This is a genomic window from Mycobacterium decipiens, assembly GCF_963853665.1.
Classification (GTDB): Bacteria; Actinomycetota; Actinomycetes; order Mycobacteriales; family Mycobacteriaceae; genus Mycobacterium; species Mycobacterium decipiens.
In genome coordinates this window covers 932,960-951,840 of the sequence record NZ_OY970459.1, presented here as the reverse complement: position 1 = coordinate 951,840, position 18,881 = coordinate 932,960, and the positions used below count along the sequence as shown (strand labels likewise).

General features: G+C 65.0%; 15 protein-coding genes and 2 pseudogenes. 4 read left to right on the top strand and 13 right to left on the bottom strand.

All coding sequences use genetic code 11. The annotated features are described in order from the left end of the window. Nucleotides 1-9: 9 nt before the first annotated feature. The 8 genes and pseudogenes from AADZ55_RS04260 to AADZ55_RS04225 form a co-directional block, all read right to left on the bottom strand. On the bottom strand, nt 10-780 hold the full coding sequence (locus AADZ55_RS04260; protein ID WP_085323014.1) for a crotonase/enoyl-CoA hydratase family protein: 771 nt from the start codon (nt 778-780) through the stop codon (nt 10-12). Continuing rightward, entirely contained in the window at nt 777-1,499 is a 723-nt protein-coding gene (locus AADZ55_RS04255) for a PaaX family transcriptional regulator C-terminal domain-containing protein (protein ID WP_085323013.1), read from the bottom strand. Before AADZ55_RS04255 ends, AADZ55_RS04260 begins: the two co-directional genes overlap by 4 nt. A gap of 3 nt (nt 1,500-1,502) precedes the next feature. After that, nucleotides 1,503-2,441, bottom strand: coding sequence for a crotonase/enoyl-CoA hydratase family protein (locus AADZ55_RS04250; protein ID WP_085323012.1), 939 nt, complete (start codon nt 2,439-2,441; stop codon nt 1,503-1,505). Nucleotides 2,442-2,450: 9 nt separating this feature from the next. Continuing rightward, nucleotides 2,451-4,078: pseudogene (locus tag AADZ55_RS04245) on the bottom strand (acyl-CoA dehydrogenase family protein). Nucleotides 4,079-4,139: 61 nt separating this feature from the next. After that, entirely contained in the window at nt 4,140-4,985 is an 846-nt protein-coding gene (locus AADZ55_RS04240) for an alpha/beta hydrolase family esterase (protein ID WP_085323010.1), read from the bottom strand. A gap of 31 nt (nt 4,986-5,016) precedes the next feature. Then, nucleotides 5,017-5,775, bottom strand: a complete 759-nt coding sequence (locus AADZ55_RS04235; RefSeq protein ID WP_085323009.1) for a deoxyribonuclease IV — start codon at nt 5,773-5,775, stop codon at nt 5,017-5,019. A gap of 51 nt (nt 5,776-5,826) precedes the next feature. Then, a complete protein-coding gene (locus tag AADZ55_RS04230) occupies nt 5,827-7,182 on the bottom strand; it encodes an aspartate aminotransferase family protein (RefSeq protein ID WP_085323008.1) in 1,356 nt (451 codons plus the stop codon). After that, entirely contained in the window at nt 7,179-7,703 is a 525-nt protein-coding gene (locus tag AADZ55_RS04225; RefSeq protein ID WP_085323007.1) for an Lrp/AsnC family transcriptional regulator, read from the bottom strand. Before AADZ55_RS04225 ends, AADZ55_RS04230 begins: the two co-directional genes overlap by 4 nt. 111 nt (nt 7,704-7,814) lie before the next feature. Here AADZ55_RS04225 and AADZ55_RS04220 point away from each other — a divergent pair, with 111 nt between their 5' ends. The 3 genes from AADZ55_RS04220 to AADZ55_RS04210 all read left to right on the top strand — a co-directional run bounded on the left by AADZ55_RS04220 (nt 7,815) and on the right by AADZ55_RS04210 (nt 12,428). After that, the gene (locus tag AADZ55_RS04220; protein ID WP_085323006.1) at nt 7,815-9,305 is read left to right on the top strand and encodes a gamma-aminobutyraldehyde dehydrogenase; all 1,491 of its coding nucleotides are present in this window, start codon (nt 7,815-7,817) and stop codon (nt 9,303-9,305) included. Nucleotides 9,306-9,437: 132 nt separating this feature from the next. Then, entirely contained in the window at nt 9,438-10,655 is a 1,218-nt protein-coding gene (locus tag AADZ55_RS04215) for a saccharopine dehydrogenase family protein (protein WP_085323413.1), read from the top strand. 42 nt (nt 10,656-10,697) lie between these two features. Further along, nucleotides 10,698-12,428 (top strand): APC family permease, encoded by a 1,731-nt coding sequence (locus AADZ55_RS04210; protein ID WP_085323005.1) that lies wholly within the window; start codon nt 10,698-10,700, stop codon nt 12,426-12,428. 52 nt (nt 12,429-12,480) lie between these two features. Here AADZ55_RS04210 and AADZ55_RS04205 read toward each other — a convergent pair whose 3' ends face one another. Then, a complete protein-coding gene (locus AADZ55_RS04205) occupies nt 12,481-13,599 on the bottom strand; it encodes a PPE family protein (RefSeq protein WP_119184856.1) in 1,119 nt (372 codons plus the stop codon). A 375-nt stretch (nt 13,600-13,974) separates the two neighbouring features. On the opposite strand from AADZ55_RS04205, the gene AADZ55_RS04200 reads away from it, so the two are divergent. Continuing rightward, nucleotides 13,975-14,751, top strand: a complete 777-nt coding sequence (locus tag AADZ55_RS04200; protein WP_165759315.1) for a transporter substrate-binding domain-containing protein — start codon at nt 13,975-13,977, stop codon at nt 14,749-14,751. Between the two features lie 15 nt (nt 14,752-14,766). On the opposite strand, the gene AADZ55_RS04195 is transcribed toward AADZ55_RS04200, so the two are convergent. The 4 genes and pseudogenes from AADZ55_RS04195 to AADZ55_RS04180 form a co-directional block, all read right to left on the bottom strand. Further along, a complete protein-coding gene (locus tag AADZ55_RS04195; RefSeq protein ID WP_085323002.1) occupies nt 14,767-16,209 on the bottom strand; it encodes an amidase in 1,443 nt (480 codons plus the stop codon). Nucleotides 16,210-16,317: 108 nt separating this feature from the next. After that, nucleotides 16,318-17,199 (bottom strand): enoyl-CoA hydratase/isomerase family protein, encoded by an 882-nt coding sequence (locus tag AADZ55_RS04190; protein ID WP_341286300.1) that lies wholly within the window; start codon nt 17,197-17,199, stop codon nt 16,318-16,320. A 259-nt stretch (nt 17,200-17,458) separates the two neighbouring features. Continuing rightward, nucleotides 17,459-17,674, bottom strand: a pseudogene (locus AADZ55_RS04185) (transposase); the annotation flags it as partial. Between the two features lie 197 nt (nt 17,675-17,871). Further along, a complete protein-coding gene (locus AADZ55_RS04180) occupies nt 17,872-18,861 on the bottom strand; it encodes an IS481 family transposase (RefSeq protein WP_165759314.1) in 990 nt (329 codons plus the stop codon). Between the last annotated feature and the right edge of the window lie 20 nt (nt 18,862-18,881).

The window sequence follows — 18,881 nt, the reverse complement described above, 5'->3', positions numbered from 1 at the left end:
GTCGGATCGTCACGCCCGGGCCGGTGCGCCGTGTCGTCCGGCGCCCGCAGCGAACCGTCCGGCCCCTTCCATGGCCTCGCCGGCCACCCGGGAAATGCTGGCGAACTCGACGTCGAGCGCCGCGGACTCGGGCAGTCCCCACTGGTGCAGCGCCGATAGCCGATCCGAGCGCAGGCACTGCTGCGGCAGCGCGGCCAGTTCGGCCGCCAACGCCTCGGCCGCCAGCCGGGCTTGGCCTTTGGGCACGACCCGGTTGGCCAACCCGATTGTCAGCGCTTCAGCCGCCGGCACACCGCGGCCGGTAAGGATCATGTCCATCGCCCGGCTGTGCCCGATCAGCCGGGGCAGTCGCACGGTGCCGCCGTCGATGAGCGGTACCCCCCATCGGCGACAGAACACACCGAACACCGCATCCTCCTCGGCCACCCGCAGGTCGCACCACAACGCCAACTCCAACCCCCCGGCCACGGCGTAGCCGCTGACAGCGGCGATCACCGGTTTGGACAGCGTCATACGTGATGGCCCCATTGGGCCGGGACCCGTCCGGTGCACGGCATTGGCCTCCGGAGTACCGAAAGCCTTCAAATCGGCTCCCGCGCAAAAGGTTCCGCCCTCACCCCATAGCACGGCCACTGATGCGGTGTCATCCCGGTCGAATTGTTCGAACGCCGCACACAACGCTGCGGCCGTCGGGCCGTTGACCGCGTTGCGTGCCGCGGGCCGGTTGAGAATCACCGTGGTTACCGGACCATTGCGCTCCACCCGCACCAGATCACTCATGTCGCCTCCAACAGTTGAGTTTGGTCGCGCTGTTTCGCCATTTCACTGGCGAAGTCGTGGTAGGCCGCGCGCAGCTCGGCACCCGGCCAGTCGGTGGGCAGCAGTTCGGCGGGCAGCATCGGGTCGGTGAGCAGGTGCCGGACCGTCGCGGCCGCCACCACGAATCGTGCGGGAATATCGGCCGCCTGGGCCATTTCGTCGAGCAACCGGCGGCCGGCGCTGACCCACTCGGATAGATCCCACAGTTGGCCGGCCAGTTCGGCGGGTGCGTCGTCGCGCGCCGTCAGCACCCGTACCCGGGCCGCAACGTCGGGCGCCAAGTCGAGATCGAGGTTATCGGGCCGCATCCATACCCCTTCCCGCAGTTCAGCGAAGCGCTTGTGATGCATGCAGGTTCGCAGTGCGGCCCGGGTGCGGGCATCGGTGCCCACACTGGTGACGATCAGGATGTGCCAGTTTCCCTGCCAGTCCCGCACCTGCGGGCGCATCGCCTCGTCCTGCCGGCGTTGGCGGGCCAGCAGTCGATCCGAAAGCCGGTATCCGTCGGCGGATCGGATCAGGTCGCCGGCACCTACCATCCGGGTCAGCGCGACCCGCAGTGTGGTCTCCTTGATGCCGAAATCAGCTGTCAGCCTGACCAGTTCGCTCGTGGTGGCCCACGCGGGATGGGCGCCGAGCAGCACGCTGAGCACCACCGACCGGGCGGTCATGCTTGGCATGTTCTACACCTGCGACGCTCGGCGGCCGTAGTCGCCGAACGGCTCGTCTCGGTGCCGCACCGCATCCCGGAAGCCGTGCTGGACCGCGTCGGCGACGAAGGCGTGCCCCTCGGGCGTGTGCCGGGCGACACCGTCGAACACGGTGCTGACCATCCTGCTGGTGGCCACACCCTGTTGCAACAGGGCTGAATTGAGCGCGAGCTTGATCATGACCAGCTGGTTGACCGGCAGCGCGGCAATCCGCTCCACCAGTCGCTCGGTGCGCTCGTCCAGATCATCGGGATCCGGCGCCTCGACCGCCAGGCCCCACTCGGCGGCCTGCGCGCCGGTGATGCAATCGCCGGTGAACAGCAGCCGTTTCGCGCGTTGGTCGCCGAGCCGGTGCGCCCACAGCCCGGCCGCCGGAACCCCCCACACCCGCGTCGGCGGGTAGCCGATCTTGGCGTCGGCGGCGGCGATCACCTGATCGGCATGCAGGGCGATATCCGTGCCGCCGGCCACGCAATAGCCGTGGATCTTGACCACCGTCGGCTTGTCCGCATGCATCAAGCTGGCGAACCCGCGCACGAAGCGGCTCATCATCTGGTAGTCGATCATCGGGTCCCACGGCTGGTTCGGCAGATGGTTGACCGCCTGGGTCTTCCCGTCCAGCACCGTGCCGCGATAGCCGCCCTCCGCCCCGGCCGGCGATGATCCTTCGGCGTAGGCGGACAGGTCGAAGCCCGCGCAGAAGCCCTCGCCGCGACCGGACACCAGAATCACGTGCACGCCTGCGTCAAGGTCGGCGCGCTCCACCAACGCCGACAGCTCCAGCGGAGTGTCGGCGACTATCGCGTTGCCCTTCTCCGGCCGGTTGAAGGTGATCCGCGCAATCCGGCCGGTCACCTCGTAGGTCATCGTCTTCAGGTTGTCGAAGTCGACCGGCCTGATCGCGTGCGTCATCAGCGCCGCTCAGCCTTTTACCAGGGCGCGCTCGAGAATGGGCGCCAGATCCAGTCCGTACGGCATGGTGCCGAACGCCCCGCCCCACTCGCCGCCGAGCCGGGTGGCCAGGAACGCCTCGGCCACGGCCGGATGCCCATGGCGCACCAACAACGACCCCTGCAGCGCCAGGCAGATGTCTTCGGCGATCTTGCGGGCGCGGTAGCCGATGCTGTCCAGATCGCCCAGTTGCGGACGCAGCTTTGCAACGTGGCCGTCCAGCCGGGCGTCTTGACCCGCGCTGTGCGCAAGTTCGTCGAAAAGCACCTCGACGCATTCGGGCCGAGTTGCCATGGCGCGCAGCGTATCCAGCGCGCTGACATTGCCCGAGCCCTCCCAGATGCCCATCAGCGGCGCCTCCCGGTACAGCCGCGGCATCCCGGAGTCCTCGACATAGCCGTTGCCGCCCAAGCACTCCAGCGCTTCGGCGGCGTGGCCGGTGGAGCGTTTGCAGACCCAGTACTTGCTGGCCGCCAGTCCGATACGACGCAGCAGTGCTTCGGTCTCGTTTCCGCGCACCGCATTGTCGGTGGCGCCGGCCATCCGCATCGCAACAATCGTAGCGGCCTCGGCCTCCACCGCCAGGTCGGCCAGTACGTTGCGCATCAGGGGCTGATCAATCAGATAGGCGCCGAAGGCCTTTCGGTGCGCAGCATGGTGGACGGCACGGGTCAGCCCGGTACGCATGCTGGTGGCACTGCCCAGCGTGCAGTCCAGCCGGGTGAGATTGACCATCTCGATGATGGTCGGGACGCCGCGGCCCTCCTCGCCGACCAGCCACGCGGTGGCACGGTCATACTCGACCTCGCTGGAGGCGTTGGCGTGGTTGCCGAGCTTGTCCTTGAGCCGCTGCAAAAACATTCGGTTGCGGGTGCCGTCGGGGAGCACCCGAGGCAGCATGAAGCACGACAGCCCACCCGGTGCCTGCGCGAGCACCAGGAAGATGTCACACATCGGCGCCGAGGTGAACCACTTGTGACCGGTCAAGCTGTAGGTGCCGTCCGCATTCGGGGCCGCATCGGTGGTGCCGGCCCGCACGTCGGAGCCGCCTTGCTTCTCGGTCATCGACATGCCCGCGGTGATGCCGGGCTTCGCCGAGGCGAGCTTCAGGTCCGGGTCATACTCCCTACTGGTCAGCAACGGCTCGTAGACCGCAGCCAGCTCCGGGTTGAACCGCAGCGCGGGCACGACGGCGTACGTCATCGAGATCGGGCAGATATGGCCCGGCTCTACGGTCCACACCGATGTCTTGGCCGCCCGCACCACGTGAGCACCCGGCCGCTCGTCGGCCCACGGTGCGGCGTGCATGCCATGGGCGATCGCGGTGCGCATCAGCTCGTGGTAGGCCGGGTCGTACTCCACCTCGTCGACCCGGTGCCCGTAGGCGTCGTGAGTATGCAGGATGGGCCGGTTGCGGTCTGCGAGCTCTCCCCAGCGCTGCGCTTCGCGGCTGGCCGAAATTGCCCCGACCTCGTTCACCTCTTCCAGGCCCCATTGCCCGCCCTCCCGGATCAGGGCCTCAATGAGCACCGCGGACGACGCTGGGTTGTGATTCTCCAGGGCGGAACCTGGTTGGTGACGACATGCGTATCTGGCATGCCATCAATGTTACATTTTTTCTGCAACTGCACAAGAGATGTAACGATGCTGGGTTTGCCGTCACCCGGAATGGGCCGCGAAGAATTGCCACAGCATTTGGGCAGCGAAGGACGGCCATCGGTGGCCGGCGTCATCGACGGTCAGGAGCACGACACTGCGACGGTCGGTGCAGTGGGCGGTCGATGTGGTGAGCGGACCGTCGGTGGTGGTGCCCGGGGGGTCACACCGGTTGACATCGCGCCAGAACGCATTGAGGTCCGGAACCGCTGGACCGTCAATGCGAGCAAATCCGGTTCCAGGTCCGCCCTGATAACGGACCAACGGATCCGCAGTGCCATGAATGTGCATGACCGACACCGGATGCGGGGACGGACAGGGGTCCAGTTGGGTACCGGCAACCGGGCCGATCGCCGCGAACATGCTGGTGTTGCAGGCCAGCGTGTAGGACATGATGGCGCCGTTGCTCATGCCCGTGGCAAAGACCCTGGCGGGGTTGATGCTGACATTCGCTGCGATGTCGGCGACGACCGCGCGAATGAAGCCGATGTCGTCGACGCCTTCGCGTGCGGGACGGCCGCAACAGCCGCCGCCATTGGTGTTCCAAGCCCGGTGGAGTCCGTCGGGGTAGGCGACAGCGAACTTCTCGGAATCGGCCAATTCATCCCATTCATAAGATCTTTCGGCCTGTTTGGCGCTGCCGAACCCGCCGTGCAGCATGACGACCAGCGGTGCCGAGGCGGGCAATCCGACCGGCTTGTGGAGGCGGTAGGAGCGGTCGAGTCCGCCGACGCTGAGGGTGTGCACGCTATCCCCGTTGCCGAAGCCGGCCGGCGGGGCCGTTCTCCCCGAGCAGCCCGCGAGCGCAAGCACAACTCCGAGAAGCGTAACGACGACTCGATGGAACATGGGTCAACCGTAGGCGCCACCGGCTTTGCAGTCAGCCGGTTGTTCGTTCCCGCAGAAATGCGATGTCATCCTTGCGTCCCTCGTCGGCGGTTTCGCAGATAACCGGCGCATTGGCGGCCTTGACCGCCGCCACCAGCAGCTCGGGATCGATCTGGCCGCTGCCCAGGTTGGCGTGGCGGTCACGGCCCGAACCCGCTTCGTCCTTGGAATCGTTGCAGTGAACCAGGTCGATGCGGCCGGTGATTGCTTTGATCCGATCCACGGCATCGACCAGCGCTTCACCAGCCGCCCAGGTGTGACACGTGTCCAGGCAAAAGCCGATGCCGGTGTCGCCAATGACGTCCCAGAGCCGGGCGATGGTGTCGAACCGGCGCGCCATGGCGTGGTCGCCACCCGCCGTGTTTTCCAGGTAGACCGGAACCTCGGTTTCCAGCTGGGCGAGCGCCTTGTGCCAGCGCCGAATTCCCTCGTCGAGGTCGGTGTCGTCGGCGACGTGCCCACCGTGCACGATCACCGCGGCGGCGCCGATATCGGCCGCCGCGTCACAGGTCTGCGCCAGGATCTTGCGCGACGGGATGCGTACCCGATTGTTCGCCGAGGCGACGTTGATCAGGTAGGGCGCATGCACGTAAATGGGCAAGGCTGCGGCCTTGAGCGCAGCGGCGTCGTCGCGGGGTTTGGGCGCCTTCCAGCTCTGTGGATTGCCAAGGAAGATCTGGACTACATCGGCACCCTCGGCCTGGGCTGCGGCCAGCGGGTCGGTTGGGCTGACATGCGAACCAATGAGCACACAGGCCAGTTTAGGACGCCTCGAAGCGGCGCCACCCCGGGCCGGGCGGGCCTACAGCTGGCGCCAGGCGTCCGTGAGTACCTGGCGCAGAATCTGCTCGATCTGGTCGAACTCCCGCTGACCGCTGATCAGCGGTGGCGCCAGCTGCACCACCGGATCGCCTCGATCGTCGGCGCGGCAATACAGCCCGGCGTCCAGCAGCGCCGACGACAGGAAGCCGCGCAGCAGCCGCTCGCTTTCCTCGCTGCTGAAGGTCTCCTTGGACGCCTTGTCCTTGACCAACTCGACGCCGTAAAAGAATCCCTCGCCGCGGACATCACCGACGATCGGCAGGTCAAGCAGCTTCTCCAGCGTGACGCGGAAGGCCGGCGCGGTGTGTTTGACGTGATCGTTGAGACCTTCTCGCTCAAAGATCTCGAGATTGGCCAGCCCCACCGCGGCGGACACCGGATGCCCGCCGAAAGTGTAGCCGTGCGGAAACGTCGTCTTACCATCGTTGAACGGCTCGAACAGCCTATCCGTGGCGATCATGGCGCCGATCGGCGAATAGCCCGATGTCATGCCCTTGGCGCAGGTGATGATGTCGGGCACGTAGCCAAAGTCGTTGCACGCGAACATCGATCCAATGCGGCCGAACGCGCAGATCACCTCGTCGGAGACGAGCAGCACGTCGTAGTGGTCGCAGATCTCCCGCACCCGTTCGAAATAGCCGGGCGGCGGCGGAAAGCAGCCGCCCGCATTTTGCACCGGCTCCAGGAAGACCGCCGCAACCGTGTCGGGACCCTCGAACTCGATCGCCTCGGCGATCCGGTTGGCCGCCCACATTCCGAACTCCTTCAGATCGGCCCCATACGGCGCGGGCGCGCGGTAGAAGTTCGTGTTGGGGACCCGCACGCCGCCCGGAGTAATCGGCTCGAACGGCGCCTTGAACAATGGCAAGCCGGTGATCGCCAGCGCGCCGTGCGGGGTACCGTGATAGGCGGTGAACCGCGAAATCGCCTTGTACTTCCCGGGTTTACCGATCCGTTTGAAGTACTGTTTGGCCAGCTTCCAGGCCGACTCGACGGCCTCGCCGCCCCCGGTGGTGAAGAAGACTCGATTGAGATCTCCGGGCGCATAGTGTGCGAGGCGCTCGGCCAGTTCGATCGCGGTCGGGGTTGCATACGACCACAGCGGGAAGAAACCGAGCGTCTCCGCCTGCCGAGCGGCGGCCTCCGCGAGCTCGGAGCGGCCATGACCGACCTGCACGACGAACAGCCCCGACAGCCCGTCGAGATAGCTCCGGCCCCGGTCGTCCCAGATCGTGACTCCTTCGCCACGCGTGATGACCGGCGGCATGATGCCGGCACCGTGGCGGGCGAAATGCCCCCACAGATAGCGGTTGGCCTTGGCGGACAGTTCCGTCATCGAACACCCCAATTATATTGCTGTTTAACGAGTTTAAGATAGACAAGCGTCTCAGTCGAGAGAACGCCGGGCAGCCCTCTGATTTGGACGTTCAGCAGTTCCAGCAGGTCGTTGTCGTCTTTGCAGACCAGCTCGGCGATCACGTCGAACGAGCCCGCTGTCAGCACAACATAGTCAATCGCGGGGATCGCTGCTAGCTGCTCGGCGAGCTTGGACGTATCGCCGGTGGCGCGGATGCCGATCATCGCCTGGCGGGCGAACCCGAGTTGCATCGGGTCGGTGACCGCCACGATCTGCATCACTGAAGCGTCCATGAGCCGCTGCACACGTTGGCGGACCGCGGCCTCCGACAGTCCGACCTCCTTGGCGATCGCCGAGTACGGACGCCGGCCGTCTTCCTGCAGCTTCTCGATGATCGCCTTGGAAAGGTCGTCGAGCTGAACCGGCCCGCCCTGGCTCGACTGGCCGGTCGGGCGCAGCGGTACCGGTTCAATCCCGACAGGAACGCCCGAAGTGGTCATAACGAACAGTATGCACGGAATCCGTCGCGAAATCGCAAACAAAGTGCTGAATTCGCACCAGTTTGGCGCTAGCACGTGCGGAATACGTAGCACACGGCTATTGTTCGCCCCATGACAGCAACTGTGTCGGTCACCGGAAGTTGGATCAACGGCGCCGCCCAAGTCACGGTCGGGCACCAACACGCGGTGGTCAATCCCGCGAACCAGGAGGTGGTGGCCGAGGTGGCGTCGGCCACACCGGCCGATGTCGACCGAGCGGTCGCCGCGGCGCGTTCCGCGCTGCCGCAGTGGGCCGGCGCAACCCCGGCCGAACGCTCCACCGTGCTGGCCAGGCTTGCGGACCTGACCGAGCAGCACGCGTCCGAGTTGGTCACCGAGGAAGTGAGTCAGACCGGCAAGCCGGTGCGGTTGGCCCAGGAGTTCGACGTGCCCGGCAGCGTCGACAACATCAGGTTCTTCGCCGGCGCCGCACGGCGTCTGCCAGGACAGGCCACCGCGGAATACTCCGCCGACCACACATCGAGCATCCGACGCGAGGCGATCGGCGTGGTGGCCACCATCACGCCATGGAACTATCCGTTGCAAATGGCGGTGTGGAAGGTGTTGCCGGCATTGGCCGCCGGCTGCAGCGTCGTCATCAAACCGAGCGAACTCACCCCGCTGACCACACTGACGCTAGCCCGGCTAGCCACCGAAGCGGGTTTGCCCGACGGCGTTCTCAATGTGGTCACCGGATTGGGCGCCGAGGTAGGGCATGCGCTGGCCGCTCACCCGGGCGTGGACCTGGTCACGTTCACCGGCTCCACCGCGGTGGGCCGCAAAGTGATGGCGGCCGCCGCCACGCACGGCCACCGCACCCAGCTAGAACTCGGCGGTAAGGCCCCGTTCGTGGTGTTCGACGACGCCGATCTGGACGCTGCGGTACATGGAGCGGTGGCTGGCGCGTTGATCAACTCGGGGCAGGACTGCACCGCAGCCACCCGAGCTATCGTCGCCCGCGAGCTCTACGACGACTTCGTCTCCGGGGTGGCCGAGGTGATGTCGACGGTCGCCCTCGGCGACCCCACCGACCCCGCAACCGATTTGGGGCCGCTGGTCTCGCTCGCACATCGTGACAAGGTCGCCGGCATCGTGGCCAGAGCGCCCGGCGAGGGAGCCCGCCTCGTGATCGGTGGCAAGGTGCCGGATTCGGCCGGAGCCTTCTACCCGCCTACGCTGCTCGCCGACGTCGATGAACGCTCACAGGCCTACCGCGACGAGATCTTTGGCCCGGTACTCACGGTGCGTCCGCACACCGGCGACGACGACGCGCTGCGCCAGGCCAACGACACCGACTATGGCCTGGCCGCCTCGGCCTGGACCCGCGACGTCTACCGAGCGCAGCGGGCGTCGCGCGAGATCTCGGCCGGCTGTGTCTGGATCAACGATCACATCCCGATCATCAGCGAGATGCCGCACGGCGGTGTCGGCGCGTCCGGGTTCGGCAAGGACATGTCCGACTACTCGTTCGAGGAGTACCTCACCATTAAACACGTAATGAGCGACATCACCGCTGTGGCCAGAAAGCCATGGCACCGAACGGTGTTCGCTCACCGGACGTGATGACAGCGTCCGAGGAAGGTCATGCCCCCGGCGTGCCCGGGCCAACCGGAAAGGTCGAGTTTCAGCCGTGAAGAACGTGAGCGTGCCGTGCAGGTCGTCATCCACCACGATGCCGCAATGACGACAACACCCATGCGAATCCTATTGATAGGCGCCGGGGGTGTGGGCTCCGCGTTCTGTTCGATCGCCCGGCGGCGCAACTTCTTCGAGCACGTGGTGGTGTGCGATTACGCTGGGGCAAAAGCAAACCGAGTCGCCGAATCGGTGGTCGATAGCCGGTTTAGCTCGGATCGCATCGACGCCGCATCTGCGGACGCGGTGGCCGCCGCGGTCCGGCGTCACCAGATCACCCATGTTGTGAACGCGGTCGACCCGCGATTCGTGATGTCGATCTTTGACGGAGCGCTGGCAGCCAGGGCCGACTACCTGGACATGGCAATGAGCCTGTCCCAACGCCATCCCGAACAGCCCTATCACCAGACCGGGGTGAAGCTCGGTGACCGGCAGTTCGCCGCCGACGAACAATGGCGGACGGCTGGTCAGCTTGCGCTGCTCGGCATGGGGGTCGAGCCAGGGCTTTCCGACGTGTTTGCCCGATATGCTGCCGATCACCTGTTCGCCGACATCGACGAACTCGGGACTCGCGACGGCGCCAACCTCACCGTGGACGGATACGACTTCGCGCCGTCGTTTTCTATCTGGACGACCATCGAGGAGTGTCTTAATCCGCCGGTGATCTGGGAGCACGACCGCGGTTGGTTCGTCACCGAACCCTTTAGCGAGCCAGAGGTTTTCGAGTTCCCGGGCGGCATCGGGCCGGTTGAATGCGTCAACGTGGAGCACGAAGAAGTGCTGCTGATGCCCCGATGGATCAAAGCCAAGCGGGCCACCTTCAAATACGGTCTCGGCGCCGAATTCATCGAAATCCTCCGCACGTTACACAAGCTGGGTCTGGATCGCACCGAGAAGGTCACTGTCGGCGGTGCGCAAGTCAGCCCGCGTGACGTGGTCGCAGCATGCCTGCCCGATCCGGCCACCCTGGGACCGAAGATGCGCGGAAAGACATGCGCGGGTCTGTGGGTGACCGGAACCGGCAAGGACGGCAACCCGCGGTCGACGTATCTGTATCACATCGTCGACAACGAATGGTCTATGGCAGAGTACGGACATCAGTGCGTGGTGTGGCAGACGGCGATCAATCCCGTTGTGGCACTAGAACTGTTAGCCAACCGGACCTGGAGTGGCTCAGGCGTGTGCGGCCCGGAAGCGTTCGACGCGGTGCCTTTCCTCGAACTACTCAGCGCCTACGGGTCACCATGGGGCCTACAGGAATTGCCCACCCGGAGTTGAATGCCCATGCACGCGGGAATCAACCCGATCCGAGGAAGCTGAATGACGGCAGGCGAAGCCACGACCCTCCCGGTGGAGGGCAAGGGCCTCAAAGGTGGCGCGTTGGGCCTGGTCTCCAGCATCGTCCTGGGCACGGCCTCCACAGCGCCCGCCTACAGCCTGGCGGCGACGTTGGGACTCATCGTGGCGCGCCGCGGCGACCTGCTCTGCGGCGTCAAGGCGCCCGCGATCGTGCTGCTCTCATTCATCCCGATGTACATGATCGCCGTCGCCTACCAGGAGCTGAACAAGGCCGAACCCGATTGCGGGACAACATTCACGTGGGTGTCGCGCACGTTCGGGCCGATCGCCGGATGGCTCGGGGGTTGGGGCATCATCGCCGCCGACGTGATCGTGATGGCCAATCTCGCGCAGATCGCCGGCACCTACTCGTTCACGTTCGTCGGCGACCTCGGCTGGCATTCGGCGGCCCACCTGGCTCATAGCACATTTTGGTCCACGCTGGCGGGCGTGAGCTGGATCGCGGTGATGACCTACATCTGCTACCGCGGCACCGACGTGTCGGCCCGGCTGCAGTACGTGCTGCTGTCCGTCGAACTCGTTGTGCTGATCGCCCTCTCGGCCGTCGCGCTGGTCAAGGTGTACACCAACCACGCCGAGCCGGGCTCGCTACATCCGTCGCTGTCCTGGCTGTGGCCCGGGGGTCTGGACTTCGGCACAGATGTCGCACCGGCGATACTCATCGCGATCTTCATCTACTGGGGCTTTGACACCGCGGTGGCCTGCAACGAGGAGACCGACGACCCTGGCCGTACGCCCGGGCGCGCCGCCGTGATCTCGACCTTCCTCCTGCTGGCCACCTACGCCCTGGTGACGGTGTCGAGCATCGCGTTCGCCGGCATCGGCGTCGAGGGCATCGGCCTGGGCAACCCGAACAATTCCGAGGACGTCCTCGCCGCCATCGGACCGGCCCTGTTCGGGCACGGCTTCATCGGCAAGATCGGGCTCCTGTTGCTGTCGGCGTCGATCCTGACGTCGGCGTCGGCCTCCACGCAGACAACGATCCTGCCCACCGCGCGGACGACGCTGTCGATGGCGGTGTACAAGGCGCTGCCCGACTCGTTTGCCGAGATCCACCCCCGGTATCTCACACCGACCGTGTCGACGATCGCGATGGGCGGGGCATCGATGCTGTTCTACGTGCTGTTCACGCTGATCAGCAGGAACCTGCTGAGTGCGGTGATCGGCTCAGTCGGATTGGTGATCGCGCTGTACTACGCGCTCACCGGCTACGCGTGCTTCCGGTACTACCGCAAGACCCTCACCAGATCGCTACGTGATTTCGTGATGCGCGGCGTGCTGCCACTGTTGGGCGGGGTGATGCTGACAGTCGTCTTCGTCTTTGGCCTCATCCAATACGCCAAGGTGGACTGGCTCGTCGACCACAACCACAACAACGTCACGATCTTCGGGTTCGGCGCCGTGGCCGTGGTCGGCATCGGCTCGATGGTGCTCGGCGTGGTCGTGATGTTCGCCTGGTGGGCAACATCGCCGGGCTTCTTTCGCGGTCAGACGCTTCCGCGCCAGGGCGCCGATCTGCTATTGGAGCCAGCGGGAGCAACGACTCCCTGCCTGGCGCTGCCCGACTCGGGCGACATGCGGACGGTGATCGCCGAAGACCTGTCCAACTTGCCAGCCGGTGAAACCGCGGTCAACCCGCGGACGGGCGAGGAGTTCTCACGGGACACCGGCCGGACCCGCCACGGGACGTGACCGGCGCACGTCTACGGTGGCACCGCTGCGGTAGGCCACACTTGCCCACCACTCAGCACACCAAACCGCGCCCCGGCCCCCAGGTCGTCGGCAACAGCGGCGCCGACGGGCCACAGCCGGGTGCACCACCGGCCAGCGGGGCCAACCCGGCAGCCAGAGTGCCGCCCGCCTTGCCCACAGTCCCGGCAAAGCCGAACGCGCCCGCACCGCGGCCCTCACTGTGCACCGGCCCCTCGGCCGGCTCACCGTGTTGTTCGGTCGGACTATCCACCAGAACGGCATTATCAAGCCCAAGGCGCACATTGCCCCCACCCCCGCCTCCCCCAACCGGAAGCGGAAGGGGCGGGGGCGGTATCGCCGGAACGTAAGGTCGCGCTGGAGCCACCGAATTCAGTGGAAACGGCGGCTCGGCGGGCTCCAACTCCTCCGGACCATTCCAGACCCAGAACGGGTCTTCGCCATCCGAATCGTGCACCACGTCGTATCCCAGTTCCCAACCATACTGCTGATCGTCCCAGTCCAACATCGATCCGTTGCCCGCACGCCCACCCGGCCGCGGCGACGGCGACGACGGCGGCGACGAATCCGGCGATGACGGCTGGCGCATAACCTGACGGGGTTCGGCGTTGGCTTGGCCAATGCCGGGTTTCACCATCACCGGGGGCGGTGCCGCGGCCACCGCCGCAGCGCATGTCGCCTCATAGACATTCATTGCGGTAGCAGCCCGCTCCCACATCGCCGCATATTGGGCCTCATTGAGCGCGATCAAGCTGGCGTTCATCCCGAAGAAGTTCGTCGCCGCCAATACCGCACGAATCTCCTGGTTTTCAGCCAGTTCCACCATTGTCGGCGTCGTCGCCAACGCGCTGACATACGCCGCCGCGATGGTCTCAAGCAGCGCCGCCGCCCTCATGTAGTCAACGCTCGTTTTACTCAGCCACGCCAGATAAGTCGCGCAGGCGGCCGCGAAACTTTCCGCGCCGTACCCCTCCCACACCCCAGCCTGCACCGAATCCAGCACCGCGCCCAGTTCGGATACCGCCGTCGCATGCTTATCGCCCAAGGACTTCCACTCCGCGGCCGCCGACAACAATGGACCCGATCCCGTACCGGCGCTGAGCAACGCCGAATGCACCTCCGGCGGCCAAGCCGCCCAAACGGACACCACCATCACAGACCGCCCAATTCCTCTACCCCTTCAGCAGGCAGCGCCGCAGGCTCGGCGCCCGCGACGCTCGACCGACCGCGCTGCATGGCCACACCGGAATAGCTGCCGGCATTGCCGTCGTAATCGCCTGTGTCACAACAACTAATAGGTTGTCACCTACCAAGCGATCAACGCATCCACTACCGTACTAGACCGGTGCGCAGACATCAGCGGTGGGCCGAAAACACCTACCACCAAATGCAATTGATATTGCCAGTGAGCAGTCGAGACTGCCTGAACGACCAATCCTGCACCCTACTCCAGATGGTAGCCGGAGGTCCATGTCATGCTGCACTAGTGCGTTTCCGGCTTGACCATCGGTTCTTCTCAACTCTGACAGTGAGTGTCATTACGTGTGTCGCTGCACTGTGCGCGAGTTGCGACGGCGAGGCGCCCGTCGCTGGCCATACCTCAACTTCCGAGGCCGATGCCGCGCCAACAACGCTGCGGGTCTGTACCACCGGCGACTACAGGCCGCTGTCCTATCGCGACCCAGCGACCGGACAGTACACCGGCATTGACATCGACATGGCCAACGATCTCGCGGCGCAGCTGGGACGTACCGCAACATTCGTGGCGACCACGTGGCGGTCGCTGATGACAGACATGGCAGCGCCGGGCAAATGTGACCTCGCCGTCGGAGGGATCTCAAAGACACCGGCGCGCGAGCAGCTGGCCGACTTCACGCAGCCCTATCTGAGGACCGGCAAGACGCCGTTGGCCACCGCTGCCAATGCTGATCGGTTTCAATCGATCGAGCAGATCAATCGGCACGATGTGCGCGTGATCGAGAACGCCGCAGGGACCAACGAACAGTTCGCAAGGCAGAACTTCCCCAACGCCACCCTCATCATCTGGCCAGACAACACAACCGTGTTCGACCAACTCCTCGAGGGCAGGGCCGACGTCATGATCACCGATGCCATCGAGGCGGTCTACCAAGCCAAACGGAACCCTGGACTGGTTGCCGTGCACCCGGATGAGCCATTTACCACCGACCACAAGGCCTACCTGCTGCCCAAGGGAAGCCAGCTGACCGAGCGGGTAAACCAATGGCTCGCCCACGCCCTCACCGACGGCACCTTCAGCCGCTTCTACACCCAGTGGATGCGGTAGCCGACGTTGGACCTCCTATGCGTCGCCGACGCGCAGCGGTGGGCGACGGAGATGGAACCCGGTGATGTTCTGGAATGCGTGACCGGCTTGGATGAGCAGCCGCTCGGCGAACGCTTGGCCGATGAACTGGACACCAATTGGGGTTCCTCGTGGCGTGGCCCCTGCGGGCAGGCATATAGCAGGGTTGCCGCTCATGTTGAATGGGGCGGTCGGGGCCGCTAATCTGGCGGCCAGCCCCGCGTTATCTCCTAGGCCCCGCATGGTTTCCAGAGTTGGCGAAGCGAGTCCACTGCTCGGCATCAGCACGATATCCACGGTCTGGAACGCCCGACGCAGCAACCCCGTGAATTCGACTCGTTGCTGCACCAGCGCCTGGTACTCAACCGCGCTCAGCCTTCGCCCGACATCGATGAGCCTGGCCAACGTCGGCCCGTACTCGTCGGCGCGCGATGGATAGGTGTTGGCATGTGCGATCGCCGTCTCAACCGCGCGCATCGTTGCGAATGCTTCCACAATCGGACCAAGTGCGGGCAGCTTGATCTCGATCACAGGCCACCCGATACCTTCGAGCGTCCTGATGACGTCGACCATCATGGATGTGGTTTCGTCGTCGAACGAAGTCATCTGCGGCCAGTCCACGCCGACCCGGAAAGTCTGAGTCAACGGCAGGTCGGCCGAATAGTCCGGGACCGGCTCCAGCGATGAGGTGGGGTCACTGACGTCGGGTCCTGCGATGACCGCGAGCAAGGCTCCCGCATCTCGAGCCGTCCGTGCGATCGGTCCGACGTGGTCGAAACTACCGGCAAGTTCAACGATGCCGTGCCGACTGACCCGCCCCCATGTCGGTTTGATTCCGGTAACACCGCACATGCTCGTCGGAAAGCGGATCGATCCCCCGGTGTCCGATCCGATCGAGCCGAAGCACAATCCCGCCGCGGTGGCCACGCCGCAACCACTCGAGGACACACCTGCCCACGTTCCTGGATCCCAAGGGTTGACTGGTGTCGGCAGACTCGGGTGGTAGCCGATGTACGCGCCTTCCGTCATGGCCAACTTTCCGATGATCACCGCGCCGGCAGCACGCAGCCTCGCGACAACCGTGGCGTCGTACCGCGGCCGGAAGCCACCAAAGACAGTCGTACCCGCCGCGGTTGGGGCGTCGAGTGTGTAGCAAAGATCTTTCACACCGATCGGCACACCATGCAGAACTCCCTTGTAGTGACCACGAGCGATGTCGATGTCGGCGGCGCGGGCCGCCGACATCGCGGAGTCCGCCATGACGAACGCGTAGCTCTTCAGGTGCGGGTCGAGATTCTCAATGCGCCGCAGGGTCGAATCGGTGACTTCCTCTGACTTGAGTTGCCGGGTGTGAATCAGCTTGGCGACTTCGGTCAGGTCGAGTGTCGCGATCTCGGCCTCACCCAGTTGGGTTGGGATTTCGCGCCCAGCATCGGTCACTTCGAGACGGTCCTGGCTGTCGTCGGATCAGCGTGACCCCGATGTGGGTTGTGTTGTAGCACAAGTCGATTCGATTTGCGAACGTTGTGATTGGCGCAGGCGGTCATGCTAAGGCTGGAGCTCGAATCCATCGAATCTGGGCGGGCGTCGCTGACTGAAGGCCGCCACCCCTTCTCTTAGATCCGCCCCCTCGTAGGCCTCGACGCTCAATCGGATCAGGGCATCGGTGTCAGCACCGGTCAGCGCTCGGCCATGCATGTTGGCGACCACCTTCGTCGCACGCATCGTCACCGCCGATTGCCGGCAGATCTGGCCGACAAGTTGAGCTGTCGCATCCGCCAATTCGTTTGGCGCGACAACCCTTTGTACCAATCCCCAGCGCGCAGCATCTGCCACGCCGATCAGCTCTCCGCTGAACAACAGATACTTCAGGGCCGCCCGACCGATGAGGCGTGCAACAGCGTCCGCCTCTGTGAAGCCAAGGATCACCCCAAGCTTGCCCAGCGGGATACCGAAGCGCGAATCGTCGGTTGCAATGCAGACATCGCAGGCCGTGATCAGCTCGCAGCCACCGCCTACCGCAAGCCCACGGACCGCAGCGATGACCGGAACTGGAACTGCGGCCAGCGCCCTCAGGCAGGCTGCCACGCTCTCGTTGTAGTTGGTGGCGTCCGCGGCGCACATCCGAGTGTTCGGAAACTCCTTGATGTCGGCACCCGCCGCGAACGCCTTGTCGCCGGCACCGCGCAGCACGACCACCCGGAGTTGGGATTCGTCAGCGAGGTTGTCGATCAGCAACTTCAGGCGATGCCAGCTCGCGAGGTTCAGCGCGTTCTGCGCCAGCGGATGGCTCAGCGTGACGACCGCGACACCACGATGGCGTTCCAGCGCAACGCGATCGATGACCGCTTCGGCGGGCGGTTGGCCGCGTAGCAATTCACATATCTCACGTTCGAGATCCCCGACACCCGAACTGACAGCTTCATCCATCCTCGCCATGCGCGCACCTCGTGTCGTCGCCCCGCCGGGATGACTGCATCCTACAGCGCCCGCCTGTGACAAGCTGTGAGCCCGAGTGACGCTTGGTTTCAGTCACCCACTGCGGGTCGAGGGGCGCACGCGGCTGACGCGCAATCCTTGGGGTGGTCGATGATTGCTGGATGCACGATCTGCGCGTGGTCGAGATGAGCTGCATGCCGCTGTCGACGGCAGCTGAATACTGACCAGTGCGCGGCAAGGTGAGTTCTAGTCAACGTCGCAACACTGACGGACCACTGGAGGCTAGCAGGGCAGCGAATAGATCAGCGGGGCAACGGTCTTGGAGGACCATCCGGGGACGGTTGTTGAGTTCGTCCTCAACTGCCATCAGGTGCTCCGGTGGATGGTTGATGAGGGAGACGCCCTTGGGGAAGTAGTCACGCAGCAGTCCGTTGGTGTTTTCGTTGCTGCCGCGTTGCCAGGGTGATCTGTGATGTCGCGCGACATCGCTGACAGTTTTCGTCAGGACATCGCTGACGTTAGCGTCGTCGGCCGGGTGGGATGCCGGTGGGTTGGTAGCGGCGGGTGGTGTCGATGGTTAGCCGGCGTAGGAGGCCTTGTTGGCCATAGATGGCCAGGTTGAAGTCACGGGCAACGACGAGAACGTGTTGACCGGCTAGGCGACTATCGATGCCGACGGCGTAGTCGCTCCAGCCGATGTGGCCGGCTTTGTGGACGCGGTGCACGCTGGCACGTACTGGTCCTGCGATGACTAGACCAGGAGTGGCCGGTGGGCTTGATTGCCAGCGTTCGGCGGGAGTTTGACCGTGGAGGGCTTTGTGGTCGGGCGTGGTTATAGTGCGCACGCCACCGGTCGAGTTGGTGTTGTAGTTCTTCTAGTGATCGCGCCGGTGGCTGCAGGCGCAGCCAGGTCTTGGTGGTCTGGTGGGAGCGTTCGAGTTTCCCGCATGTTTGCGGATGGCTAGGTCGCGAGCAGATCTGCTTGATTCCTGCTGAACGCAGCATGCGTTCGAAATCAGCTGCCCCGTTTCGTGCCAGGCGGCCGGTGAAGCAGCTGCCATTGTCGTTCATGACATGGGCGGGCAGGCCCCATTCCTGCACGGCGCTGGTGAAGGCCTCCCAGGTGACTTTGGCTGTTGGGCCGGTATCGACGCGGGCTGCGACTAGGGCGCGGGAGTGATCGTCGAGGATGTCCATGATCCATACCGTTTGCCCATCGGCCAGCGCCCAGGTCGTGGCGTCGATCTGCGACGCGTCGTTGGGCCGGGGCCATTCGAAACGTCGCCACGCAGCATGGGGGCGTTTGCGTGGTTGCGGTGTCACCATTCCGCGGCGCACCAAGACACGATGAATGGTGGCAACCGATGGAACGATCTCACCGCGGCGCGCTAGATGGTAGGCAATGGCCTGAGCGCCGCAGTCGACGCGAAGTTCCTTGCGCAGCCGAATGATTGCGTCCTCAGTCTCAGCAGGAATCCGCTGTGGAGAGGAGTGTGGACGCCGAGAGCGCTCCACCAGCCCGGTGGGGCCTTCCGCCTCGAACCGCCGCCGATACTCGTAGAGGGTCTGACGTGAAATCCCTAGTTCCCGGCACAACGCCGTTACCTTCATCGGCACACCACTAGAGAACACCGCCAGCAGCTTTGGTTCCATCGAGACCACCTTCTGCGCCA